General features: G+C 46.8%; 11 protein-coding genes. 3 read left to right on the top strand and 8 right to left on the bottom strand.

Annotated elements, in window-relative coordinates:
• Positions 1 to 4: 4 nt before the first annotated feature.
• The 6 genes from NQ095_RS18990 to NQ095_RS19015 form a co-directional block, all read right to left on the bottom strand.
• Entirely contained in the window at positions 5 to 880 is an 876-nt protein-coding gene (locus NQ095_RS18990) for a carbohydrate ABC transporter permease (RefSeq protein WP_258265007.1), read from the bottom strand.
• Positions 877 to 1785, bottom strand: coding sequence for an ROK family protein (locus NQ095_RS18995; RefSeq protein WP_258265008.1), 909 nt, complete (start codon positions 1783 to 1785; stop codon positions 877 to 879). Before NQ095_RS18995 ends, NQ095_RS18990 begins: the two co-directional genes overlap by 4 nt.
• A gap of 20 nt (positions 1786 to 1805) precedes the next feature.
• Positions 1806 to 2660, bottom strand: coding sequence for a MurR/RpiR family transcriptional regulator (locus NQ095_RS19000; RefSeq protein WP_258265009.1), 855 nt, complete (start codon positions 2658 to 2660; stop codon positions 1806 to 1808).
• Positions 2614 to 3360, bottom strand: coding sequence for an N-acetylmannosamine-6-phosphate 2-epimerase (locus tag NQ095_RS19005; protein WP_258265010.1), 747 nt, complete (start codon positions 3358 to 3360; stop codon positions 2614 to 2616). The genes NQ095_RS19000 and NQ095_RS19005 overlap by 47 nt, the downstream gene beginning before the upstream one ends.
• A gap of 64 nt (positions 3361 to 3424) precedes the next feature.
• A complete protein-coding gene (locus tag NQ095_RS19010; protein ID WP_258265011.1) occupies positions 3425 to 4741 on the bottom strand; it encodes an ABC transporter substrate-binding protein in 1317 nt (438 codons plus the stop codon).
• Positions 4734 to 5477, bottom strand: a complete 744-nt coding sequence (locus tag NQ095_RS19015) for an alpha/beta hydrolase (protein WP_258265012.1) — start codon at positions 5475 to 5477, stop codon at positions 4734 to 4736. Before NQ095_RS19015 ends, NQ095_RS19010 begins: the two co-directional genes overlap by 8 nt.
• 383 nt (positions 5478 to 5860) lie before the next feature.
• On the opposite strand from NQ095_RS19015, the gene NQ095_RS19020 reads away from it, so the two are divergent.
• The 3 genes from NQ095_RS19020 (at position 5861) to NQ095_RS19030 (ending at position 9971) form a co-directional block, all read left to right on the top strand.
• Positions 5861 to 6850 (top strand): LacI family DNA-binding transcriptional regulator, encoded by a 990-nt coding sequence (locus NQ095_RS19020; RefSeq protein ID WP_258265013.1) that lies wholly within the window; start codon positions 5861 to 5863, stop codon positions 6848 to 6850.
• 154 nt (positions 6851 to 7004) lie between these two features.
• Positions 7005 to 8408: a sucrose-specific PTS transporter subunit IIBC gene (locus NQ095_RS19025; RefSeq protein ID WP_258265014.1), complete on the top strand. Its 1404-nt coding sequence runs from the start codon at positions 7005 to 7007 to the stop codon at positions 8406 to 8408.
• Between the two features lie 72 nt (positions 8409 to 8480).
• Complete coding sequence (locus NQ095_RS19030) at positions 8481 to 9971, top strand: glycoside hydrolase family 32 protein (RefSeq protein WP_258265015.1); 1491 nt, start codon at positions 8481 to 8483, stop codon at positions 9969 to 9971.
• A gap of 130 nt (positions 9972 to 10101) precedes the next feature.
• On the opposite strand, the gene NQ095_RS19035 is transcribed toward NQ095_RS19030, so the two are convergent.
• Entirely contained in the window at positions 10102 to 11229 is a 1128-nt protein-coding gene (locus NQ095_RS19035; RefSeq protein ID WP_258265016.1) for a glycerate kinase family protein, read from the bottom strand.
• A gap of 64 nt (positions 11230 to 11293) precedes the next feature.
• A complete protein-coding gene (locus NQ095_RS19040; RefSeq protein WP_258265017.1) occupies positions 11294 to 12985 on the bottom strand; it encodes a sugar phosphorylase in 1692 nt (563 codons plus the stop codon).
• Between the last annotated feature and the right edge of the window lie 10 nt (positions 12986 to 12995).

Consider the following 12995-nt stretch of genomic DNA (forward strand, 5'->3'; position numbering starts at 1 on the left):
AGAATCACCCCTTTATCGCAGATTCTTTTTTGCTCATGAACTTGATATTAATAACAGAGAAGATCAACGTGATGATGAATAATACGACCCCGGCCGCACTTGCATAGCCCATCTGCAGCTTATCGAAGGCTTCTTCATAAATATAGAAGACGAGTGTTTTCGAGCTGTTCAGCGGACCGCCCCCGGTCATGACGTAGATTTCTTCGAATACCTTCATGGCGGAAATCGATGACATGATGGTGACGATCATAATGGAAGGCATTAATAAAGGAATGGTAATATGCCAAATCTGTTTCCATTTGCTTGCTCCGTCAATGTCCGCTGCTTCATATAAATCATCTGAAATCGACTGCAGTCCCGCCAGGTAAATGACCATATAATAGCCGAGTCCCTTCCAGATGGTGACGACCATGACGGCAAAAATCGATGTAGACGTCGAGGTCAGCCAGTTTACAGGTTCAGATATCAATCCAAGTGATTCCAATATGTAATTCAGGATTCCTTTATCTGCATACACCCATTTCCACGCAATCCCCACCACGACCATGGAGGTGACGACCGGTACATAATAGGCGGAACGGAAGAATCCAATCCCCTTTACCTGCTGGTTCACGAGGATCGCCAGGAAAATCGGCAGGATCACGAGTGCAGGCACGACGATGACCAGATATAACAACGTCTGCCCGAGCACTTTCCAGAACAGGGCATCAGCGAACAGCCCTTTGTAGTTTTCAAGTCCGATGAATTCGGCATCGGTGACGATATTGTAATTCGTGAAGCTCAGCCAGATGGCATTGAGCATGGGATAAAAGATGAATGCACCCAGGATGATGACACCGGGTATCAAAAACAGAAATGGTGTTAACGGATGATTTCTCAAACGGACTCCCCTCTTTTCTCCATCGCTTGAAATAAGAGCTTGGCAGCTCCAAGCATTCCCGCCTGATTTCCTAAAACTGCAGGATAAATGCTTGTATTAACAAAATATTCCTTCAATTTAGCCTGGAAGTCGGCCCACCAATGGTCCTTGGAGTCAATGACTCCTCCCCCGATGAAGAGGACTTCCGGATCGACGCTCACAGAGATGTTGTGCGCGGCGATGGCCAAATAATCCAGATAACGGTCAACCACCTGCTTGACCTGTTGATTTCCAATTGAATATTCCTTAAAAATCTCTGAGCCATGGGGGAAAATTCGGTTCGTTTCGGTGAAAACGTCCTGCACAAGGGTTGTACCCGACAGATACTGCTCCAGGCAGCCTTTCTTCCCACAATTGCACGGCTTTCCATTTGGAACGAGCACAACATGTCCCCATTCCCCACTTTGATGGTGATGGCCGTGTAAGACCTCACCTTGTATGGCGTTCGCTCCCCCGACACCGGTCCCAAGGGTCAACATGACCGCCGTTTCGGGATTTCCTTCCCACTTCCAAAGCTCTCCCAGGAGAGCGACATTCGCATCATTGTCAACTGCACATGGCAGTCCGTAGCGCGTTTCTATTTCTTCTTTTACTTGGGTTCCCTGCCAGGAAGGCAAGTTGTCTGTCGCGTAGACGACCGTCCCTTTCAGAGGATCCACACGGCCTGCCGTACCGATCCCGATTCCTGAAATAGTGCAGTCTTCCTTCATTAATCGATCAATCACTTGAAAGATTGAGCCGAGGATTCCCTCTCTCCCGTTCGAGATATCGGTGGGTACCTTTTCCTCGTGGAGGATCGTGCCATCCTTTTGAACAACCGCCCCTTTGACCCCGGTACCCCCGACATCGATTCCAATGACCTTCATCGTTTCACCTGCTTACCAGTTTAATAGATTTTGTCTACAACGGCTCTTGCGGTTTTCTCTTTCATGCCAAGGGAGAACTCTTTATTGTGGAGGGCAAGCCCGGTACATAGCAGATCGATGACGAAGAGCTGTGAAATCTTCGCGATCATGGATCCACCTTCAAGAGGGGATTCCTTCCCGCCGCTTAACAGAACTGCATCCGCAAGCTTCGTAATCGGTGAACGGGCATAGTATGTGATGGCGATGACGCTTGCTCCGTTTTCTTTGGCCAGTGTCAGGGAATCGATCGTGTCCTTCGTGCTTCCCGAGATACTCAATCCAACCACCACATCCCCTTCTTTCACAGTGGCAGCCGTCATGGACTGGATATGTGGATCGATGACCGCATCCGACCGGTATCCGATCCGGAGGAAACGATTCTTCGCATCCAATGCCGTCAGTCCCGACGTCCCGACTCCAAAGAAATGGATGGATCTTGCTCCGGAAAGGAGTCTGATCGCTTCTTCCAACGTTTCTTCATCCAGCTTATTGACGGTTTCATCCACGGCGTTCTTCGTATAAGAAGCAATCGATTGAATGAAGCCGGCGGGCTTACTGGGATCTGACTCTTCTTCTTGAGACATGGAGGATAAATCCTTCGCCATGGCAAGCTTGAACTCCTGATATCCTTTCATGCCAATCTTCCGGCAGAAACGGAGCACCGTCGTTTCCCCCACTTCCGCTACATCGGCAAGATCTGTCACCGAGTAGTAGAGGGCTTTTTCCATTTGTTCTAACACCACTGTCGCCACTTTTTGCTCGGACTTTGTGAGGGAAGGATAATAGCTGTTAATTAACCCTCCTAATTTGCTCTTTGATGCCGTTTGTGCCTGCATCTTGATTACCTCCTTTATTCTGGATGGATTGTACAAACCTTTTCGTGATTTCCTGCGGCCTTGTGATGGCCGAACCGACTACGACGGTGTGAGCCCCCATATCCAATGCCTGACACACTTCTTCCGGAGTCGAAATCCGCCCTTCGGCAAACACCGGAATCTTGATGGTTTCAACCAATTTTTTCAATAACTTAAAATCAGGCTCACATTGCTGAGGCGAATACGGCGTGTATCCCGACATAGTGGTGCTGACACAGTCGACACCGAGCTCCACTGCGTTAACGGCTTCTTCATAGGTGGAAACATCCGCCATGATCGTTTGCCCTTTTGACTTCAGATACGTGATCAAGCTTTCCAGTGATTCACCGTTCGGACGTGTTCTCGTCGTCGCATCAATGGCGATCATGTCCACCCCTGCTCCAATCAGTTCATCGGCTTCTTTCCTTGTAGCCGTTATGTAGACATCACTTTCCGGGTAATCCCTCTTCACTAATCCAATGATCGGTAAATCCACGTACTGCTTGATGGTTTTAATATCAACCGCACTGTTTGCCCGGATCCCCGAAGCACCACCGACGTAAGCGGCTTTTGCCATTTTCCCCATTACATCCGCCCCGTGCAACGGTTCATGTTCAAGGGCCTGGCATGACACCACAAGCTTTCCCTTTAATTGTTCAAAAACGATTTCCTTGCTGATCATCTTGTCTTCACCGTGCTTTCATTGAAATGCAGAAAGGGAGATAAACTCCCTTTCCTCCATTCCCTTATTTAGATAGCGTTTCGTTCCATTTCATTTCAGCCTGATCCAATGCTTCGTCCACCGTCATATCCCCAAGCATTGCTGCATGAAGGGCTTCGTTCATCGCTGTACGTAACTCTTCAAAGTTGCTCATTGGCGGAATCAGTACTTCACTATCCTTTAATTGACCAGCCGATACGATACGGGCCTTATCAATTGGAGTCGCATCCGCAGGCTCTTCACTGAAATACGGATCATCAAGAGCCGTTTCAATGGATGGAAGGATCGCTGTCTGTTTATCAAATTCAACCTGGTTCTCCGCATTCGTCAAGAAAATGGAGAAGTCCACTGCTGCCTGCTGATGCTCAGATTGCTTCGGCACCACGACGTTCATGGCCGCTACGTTTTTCTTGTTCGTCTCACCCGTGATGATTGGTGCGGTTCTTGTGGCTTTCAAAATATCAGGAGCATTCTCTTCTACAATCGTCAAGAATTGTGGGCCTGAAGGCAGGATCGCAATTTCACCCGCTTGATACAAATCGACCGCTTTAGAGTGCCCTTCTGTTAACACTTCACGTGGAATCAGGTCATTCTTGTAAAGGTTCACGAAGAAGTTAAAAGCTTCTTTTCCTTCTGCTGTGTTGAATGTCGCTTTCGTCATGTCCTCATTTGTTAAATCCACGCCCATCATGACCATTGTCTCCAGTAGATGACTCCCATCAAGGGCCGGGAAGAACGCGTATTTACCCGTTTTGTCTTTAATCGTTTTTGCCACATCTGTTAATTCTTCGAAAGTAGCCGGTGCTTTCTCTGGATCAAGTCCCGCTTCCTTAAAGATATCCGAGTTATACATCGTTACCTGAGAAGACAGATACCAAGGAATACCGAACGTCTTTCCGTCGAATGTGTTGGAAGACCAAATGTTCTCGAAATACTTACTCTTCACATCTTCCGGAACCATTTCATCCATATTGACTAATGCATCAAGCTCTGCAAGCTTCGCCGCGAACTGCGGGTTCAGGTTGGCTACATCGGGAGCCGTTTTTGAAGCGACGGCTGAAAGGATCTTCGTCTCCATATCACCCCAAGGAATGTCCACCCATTTCACTTTCACATTCGGGTTTTCTTTTTCAAAATCAGCAATGACTCCGTTTAAGTAATCATCGAAGGTTGGAGATAATTGCATCGTCCAGAATTCAATCTCTACCGGATCCTCTTTCGTTCCTTCTTTCTGTTCCCCTGAAGAGCTTGATTTGCTGCTGTTACAAGCAGCTGTAAATAGCATAGCAAACATCAACATAAGCGTTAATAGAAACTTTCCATTTTTAAACATCTCATTCATCCCTTTCCCCTTTTGTATTCGTATGGATAAAATACTTCAATGCACGCGGCAGGTCCCTTCTCCAAAAATCCCAGAGGTGCTGGTCGTCTTCTTCGTAGTATGTAATAGTATCTGTGACGGCTTGAAGTAGGCTGTGCAGAGTCCGATTGAAAGATAAAATCGGCAATTTCTCGCCCGTTAGCGGGTAGGTAACAGACTCTTCCCCGATACCCACTACCTGATACACCCGCCAACTTACTTTTGGAAGATTGCGAATTTTCAACTCGTGCAATTCTGTATAAGCACCTGATTGCAGTAGTAAGTGTGACCACGGTTCCGGTGAGTTACAAGCTATACTCATAGAGACCGCTGCACCAAGAGAATCCCCCAGCAACCCTGTTTTGCGAAGCTTCTTGCCATTACGGTTAAATCGGCCACGTATGTCCCCAAGAAGTTCTTCATTAAAGAATCGGACATAATTCTCGTGTTGCTTCCCCTTTGGATGATAGAAATGATAGCGTTCTTCTGAACTGGACGGAGGTATGAGAACCAGTACCAGATGATGAGATTCCGAGTTTACGAGAATCGCATCTAGTGACGGGATGATTTCTCCAAGCTCTGCATAGTCCATTCCATCTTGAACAAATAAAACATCGACTGTCTCTTCATGACCCCTTTTGTACTCATGGATGTAGTATCGTTGATCACGGCGTAGATACCGGCTGGTAATCACGCATTCTTCCAAGCTTGCTTTCAATGACCGTATTCTCCCCCTTTCCAAGAGTAGGTTCCCCTATTAGGTTCTATCCTAGCATATGAAAGCGCTTTTGTGAATATGTTCTCCATTTTTTATTTTTTTGGTGGATTATTGCTCCAAACTAATTAAGGGGGAAACCCCTCTTCCTTTTAAACCAATTCAAAAGATTAAGGACGAAAGCTATTTCCCCAGCTTTCCAATCACTAATTGATCTTTTAAACTTTCTCACTAATAACCCTATTAACTTATCAATTGTCTATCTTATGACCTTTTTTTGCCTTTTGAAAAGCAATCCAGGCACGCTCCTCACCAACCACCTTCTAAAATCGCCTCCCATAAGGTAAAATAATGACATGATCCAGAACGAACAAGGAGGATTTTGATTGATCACAATCAAGGAAGTGGCCAGAAGAGCCCAAGTATCAAGCGCAACCGTATCCAGGATGTTGAATGATTCCGGGTATGTAAGTGAAGAGGCACGAGATCGAATTCTGAAAGTAATAGAAGAAACAGGATATGTTCCGAGTGAGAATGCGAAGTCGCTGCGGACGAAGAAAACGAAGGTGATCGGGGTCATCCTGCCGAAGCTCGGTTCAGAAACGACGAGCCGGATGGTGAATGGGCTGGACCAGATCCTTGCCGAGAAGGGTTATCAGATTTTACTCGCCAACACCAATTTAAATGCTTCTAAAGAGATCGAGTTTATCAGACTGCTAAAAAGCAGGGATGTTGAAGGCATCGTCCTTTCGGCTACGAATACGAGCGGACCATTGATGGAGGAAATTCAAAAGTTGAAGATTCCGGTAGTGGTCGTTGGTCAGGACCTCCCCGATACGCCTTCCGTTGCCTTTAATGAGATGATGGCGTCGAAGGACATGATCGAATACTTCATCGAAAAGAAACATGAGAAGATTGCTTTCATCGGAGTGAGCGAATCGGACAGGGCAGTAGGATTGTTAAGAAAACAAGGCTACTTGTCAGCGATGGAAGAGCATGGACTCAGGATCGAGGAGCATTGGATTCAAACGGCTGTTTTCGATGTGGAGTCCGGTTATCAGGCGATGAAGAACATCATGGAAGATTCCAAACAGCACCCCACAGCCGTATTTGCTGTGACGGACAGGCTTGCCATCGGTGCCATGAACTATATCAAACAGGCGGGTTTGCGGATACCTGAAGACATTGCCTTGGCTGGAGTAGGAGCTTCCGAACTCTCTCAATATGTCACTCCCTCCCTCACCACCGTTGATTTCCATTACCATAAAGCAGGACAGGAAGCAGCCAATATGATCCTGGCTCAAATCAACCATGAGAACATACCGAACGATAAAATGGTATTAGACTATAGACTAGTAAAAAAAGATAGTGTATAATTTTGTGTAATCGATTACACAACGTTTTTTTGGTACGTATGTAATCGATTACACAACGTGTTTATTCATTTCCATGGTATCGGCATCAATCAGCTGATACTATTAATTTTCTGAGATATGTAATCGATTACACACAAAAGAAGGAGGAGAAATCATGTCTGATAACAGAAAGATTGCAGAAGACATTCTATCAGGTGTCGGCGGTGAAGAGAACATCCTTTCCGTTGCCCATTGCGCCACCCGTTTACGAATCATGGTAAAAGATAAAGAGAAAATCGACCAAGCTGCCATTGAAAATACGGAAAAAGTAAAGGGAGCATTTTTCAACTCCGGTCAATATCAAATTATATTAGGAACCGGCACGGTTAATCGCATTTATGAAGAAGTGAGGCAATTAGGTGTTGCAGGTTCCTCAAAGGCTGACCAATCGAAAGAAGCCGTCAAAAGCGGAAACGCTTTTCAACGTGCCATTCGTACATTCGGGGATGTATTTGTACCGATTATACCTGTCCTTGTCGCAACCGGTCTGTTCATGGGATTGCGTGGCCTCGTACTACAAGAACAGATTTTAGCCTTCTTTGGCATGACGCCGGATGATATATCACAGAATTTCATTTTATTCACTCAGATCCTTACAGACACTGCATTCATCTTCTTACCTGCACTCGTCGCCTGGTCGACCTTCAGAGTATTCGGCGGGACACCGATCGTCGGAATGGTCCTTGGGCTGATGCTTGTGAGTCCATCACTGCCAAATGCCTGGGGTGTTGCCGGAGGGGATGTACAGCCACTTGAGTTTCTCGGCTTCATTCCTGTAGTCGGGTATCAGGGATCCGTCCTTCCCGCTTTCATCGCAGGTATTATTGGGGCAAAGCTTGAGAGACAGATACGCAAACGGACCCCGGAAGCACTGGATTTAATCATTACACCGTTTCTTACATTATTGATCATGATCACTCTAGCATTATTCGTGATCGGACCTATATTCCATAGTCTGGAGAATGTGATCCTTGATGGAACAGTGGCAGTTCTGGAATGGCCTTTTGGCATTAGCGGACTTATCATTGGCGGAATCAACCAGATTATCGTTGTTACCGGGATTCACCACATCTTTAATCTCCTGGAAATTCAGCTTCTTGCCAAATTCGGAAACAATCCCTATAATGCGATCATCACCTGCTCGATTGCAGCACAGGGCGGCGCAGCTTTGGCAGTTGGATTAAAGACCAAATCCAAAAAACTGAAAGCTTTGGCTCTACCTTCTTCCCTCTCAGCATTCTTAGGGATCACGGAGCCGGCTATCTTCGGAGTCAATCTCCGTTACGGAAAACCATTCATCATGGGACTCATCGGCGGTGCGGCCGGCGGTTTCATTGCTTCTCTCATGGGATTGAAGGCAACAGGTATGGCCATTACCGTTATTCCTGGTATGTTGTTATATCTAAACGGGCAAATCCTTCAATATCTATTCATTAACATTGTCGCTATCGGAGTAGCCTTCGCCCTTACCTGGATGTTCGGGTATTCGGATAAGAAAAATCTCGAAACGGACAAATAAGCAGGTGAATGGTCCTCACCTGCTTTTCTTCCATACGCGTAAAGAACCCTACACGAAAGGATTTATTCCACAATGACAAAATATACCGAACCGAAATATAGAACCCTCCACGAAGCAGAAGCAAATGAGGTGGAAATCCTTATAGAAAAAGTGGTAGCATCCATTTGGAAACCCGCTTTCCATATTCACCCGGAGCATGGTCTCTTAAATGATCCAAATGGCCTCGCCTACTTCAATGGTGCATATCATGTCTTTTACCAGTGGTTTCCGTTCGGAGCATACCACGGGATGAAGCACTGGGCCCATGTGAAATCCACTAATCTTGTGGATTGGGAACGGCTGCCAACTGCCCTGGTCCCGACGGAGGATTATGAGTCACATGGTGCCTATTCCGGAGCTTCCATGGAAGTGGACGGGAAGTTGTACCTTTACTATACAGGGAACATAAAATACGGCGCAGAAGAACGATCCGCCAATCAATGTCTTGCCATCATGGAAAAGGATGGACAAGTCCGGAAATATGATAGAAACCCGATCATTGAGGGTGTTCCTGCTGGATACACCGGTCATGTCCGTGACCCCAAAGTGTTTAAAAAAGGGAACATGTATTACATGCTGCTCGGGGCACAGCGCGAAGATAAAACCGGAGCGATCATTGTATATGAATCGAAGGATGCCCTAGACTGGTCGTTCAAGGGAGAGTTGAAATTGGACCTGGATTTACCGGAATCCTGTTATATGCTGGAGTGCCCTGATTATTTTGAAATCAAGGGTCAAGACGTTCTCATTGTCTCCCCTCAAGGGCTGGAGGCGAAACAGCACGACTATCAAAATCTTTACAATGTGATATACGCACTTGGTAAACTCGACATCGAGAACCTTACATTCGACGTGACCGATTATCAGGAATTGGACAAGGGCTTTGATTTTTATGCTCCTCAAACATTCGAAGGAAAAAGCCATGAACGGTTAATGTTCGGCTGGGCCGGTATGGCCGAAGTTGAATATCCCACCGACAAACAGGATTGGGCCCACTGCCTTACACTTCCCAGGGAGCTTGATATCGTGAACGGTCATCTCGTTCAAAAGCCGGCTACTGAATTAAAGCCGCTTCGAAGCAAGTCACATTCAGGAAGCCTGACGTTGGATACAGGCTCAGCCAATCTCTATTCCGGTTTCCGTTCATTTGAGTTGGAAGCTTCCATCGAATCCCGTGGATCAGACTCTTTCGGGCTGGAACTCTTCTCATCGGAAACAGAGGGACTTGTCTTAGCATTTGATCGTTCGAACCAAACGGTGACGTTGAATCGCGAGAATTTCCATGCCTCATTTGATAAGGAAAATGGTCTGGTGCGAAGTGCTGAGCTCAGCATCGGGGACAGCGTTAAAGTACAGGTATTCGGTGACCGGAGCATCGCCGAAATTTTTATCAATGACGGTGAGGTTGTCTTTACAACTAGGGTCTTCCCCAAGAAGCAATCAACCGGAGTCAACCTGTTCACGGATAAAGAACTAACCTGTAACTATACTATCCATCAACTGAAGAGTACGAACTCACTTTAGATAAAGGTCCGTCCCTCACCGCTTTAAAGCAAAGAGGGACGGACCTTTCAATTTGACCCGGAACTTAGTGTCAGGCACTTATATTTCCTCATCCAATAGATAGAAGAAGATCATAAGGCGAACTCCCACATCATTTCTTCAATAACCGCACAACCTGCTCCACCGTCACCCGGATCTGCTCACTCGTGACCTCTCTCCTCAACGCTTCCTCCAACGACCGGCACTCAGTCTGAATCGAAAACACCGCATCCAGATACTGATTCACCTCAGCCAAATCCGTATCGATCCGCCCCGCAATCCCGATCACAGTCTTACCGTGTTTCTTCGCAAGTCGCGCAACCCCAACAGGCACTTTCCCCATCAATGATTGCTGATCGAGACTTCCTTCACCGGTAAAAACAATATCCGCCTGCTTCACTTTTTCTTCTAATCCGGTAAGCTCCATCACCGTGTCCACCCCAGATTGAAGAACACCGTTTAAAGCAGCGACGATACTTCCACCGAGACCCCCGGCAGCTCCTGATCCTGCTACCTTTTGAACGTCAACTCCATATCCTTCTTTAAAAAGGGAAGCGAGCCTCACCAAACCGGCATCAAGTTCAAGGATCCCTTCAGATGTGGCCCCCTTCTGCCTACCAAAAATATGAGCAGCACCTCTCTCTCCATAGAATGGATTCGTGACGTCACTCGCAATCGTAAACGTGCATTCCTCCAGTCCGGCTAACCGCTCACCATCTGAAAATGAAGCCGTCTTAAGCAATGGATTCCCTTCCACTCCAAGCTCTGCTCCGTCCCCATCATAAAACGTCCATCCCAAAGCCTCCAGCATACCGGTCCCACCGTCATTCGTGGCACTCCCGCCAAGTGAAATAACGATATTGCGATATCCATTCAGGACGGCGTCCTTAATCTGCTCACCAAGTCCATACGTATTCGCCTTCATCGGATCCCGCTTCTCAAACGGTACCAGGGGGAGTCCGCTGCTGCGTGCACTCTCAATAAACGCCGTGTCCCCGTTCAGAACAACATATCTGGCAGTAACAAGATTCATTAACGGATCACGCACCCGGACTTCCTTCTCTTCCCCATCAAGGCAAGTGAGCAGGGCATCCAGGGTCCCCTCTCCACCATCCGCCATAGGTGAGTTCTCCACATGAGCGGATGGCCAGGCAGATAGGATCCCCTTCCGAGCCGCTTCCCCCACTTCAAAAGCAGACAATGAATCCTTATAAGAATCCGATGCTATTAAAACATTCATCTCCTACACGCTCCTATAAAAAGATGCCAGAAGCCTAACTCAGCGACTGGCACCTTATATTCATCTATTGTTTCACCCACATGAATTCATATGGACGCAATTCCACTTTTCCACTTACTTCTTTCCCGCTTACCAGATCCGTTCCTGCGCGAGGAACATTCACTTCAACAGACTTCACATCCAGATTGACCATAAACAGGATGCTTTCTCCCGTTTCCTCATTGAAACGCTTCAATCTGAATACATTCTCACCGAGTTCCAGCACTTCCTGTCCTGCATAAGGAGAGAAAGCAGATTCCTTTTGACGGATCGAAATCATGTCCTGTAAACCTTCGAAGATCCCTTTACGACGGGAATCCGACTCTAATTCCTCAAGGATGCTTCCAAGCTCCAGCTTCTCACGATTGATCCGGCGGTTGATGCCAGATGCTTCAACACCGGCTTCATCATTATGAGAACCGAGTAAGGAATGATAGTAAACAGCCGGAACTCCCACAAACGATAACAGGATGGAATGCGCAGCAAGCATCTTCTTCACTTCAAGCTCTTCTGTCGTATCCTCGCCTTGATTGACCAGTGCTGCTGAATAGTTGATGTTCAATTCATAGACAGACTGGCTGCCATCACTATTGGCTTTATACGAAACACGACCGCCGTTTTCTTTCACTTTATTCACAAGCAGCTGTTTGTCATCCTCGGTCAGGATCCCTTCCGTCGGACGCATCCCGATTCCGTCATGACTCGCAAGGAAATTGAAATAAGTCGCAGTATCCGAAACGGTATCGATCGTTTTCGCCCATTCCGTCAGCTTCGCACCATTATGAGTCGTCAGTGAAAACAGAACCAAAGGAGGCAGGGAGAATTGATAAACCATATTGGCTTCATCCGTCCCATCACCGAAATAGCTGATGTTTTCTTTGTGCGGTACATTCGTTTCCGTAATGATCTGGGTATTCGGCTTGAAGAAGTCCATGACCTCTCTCCACAGCTTGATGATTTCATGTGCCTGTGGCAGATGAATGGACGTGGTGCCTGATTCCTTCCAAATGAACCCGATGGCATCCAGGCGAATGCTGGTCCCACCTTTACTTGCATACTCCAGCAAAATATCCGTTGTTTCCTCTAACACCGGGTAGTGGCGGAAATTCAAGTCCACCTGATCTTCACTGAAGGTCGTCCAAGCCGTTTTCACGCCGTCGCGTCCTTCGTATTCATGATATAAAGGCGAGGTGCGGGGACGAACCACAGCACTCGTATCAAAAGAAGGATCTCTCGGAACAAAGTATTCCTGATATCTTGCGTCGCCATTCAGATACCCTTGGAACCACTCACTCGATTTCGAAATATGATTGGCAACAAAATCAAACATTAAGCGATAATCCCGGGACAACTCTTCAATGTTCGACCAATCACCAAGCTTCTGATCCAATTGACGATAGTCCACGACGGAGAATCCATCATCGGACGTATAGGGAAACATCGGCAGCAAGTGAACATCTGTAATCGTACCCTTCACCTTTTCATGTAAGAAGGTGCGAAGAGAAGCAAGCGTGGGCTTGCCCTCTTCGTAAATGCTGTCACCATATGTGATGAGATACACGTTTTCTTCTGACACAGGGGCTGCACTTTCCCAAGAGTGACGACTCCATTTATCCATTAGCTCTGTAAAAGAAGTCAGGAACTCCTCTTTGAAATCATCCCCGTAAATCGTTCGCAATCTCTTTTCTACATGTTGTATTAATTCTTGCTTTGTCATCTTTTCACCT

Origin of the sequence: Rossellomorea sp. SC111, from assembly GCF_024733565.1 — a bacterium.
In the GTDB taxonomy this organism is placed as follows: Bacteria; Bacillota; Bacilli; order Bacillales; family Bacillaceae_B; genus Rossellomorea.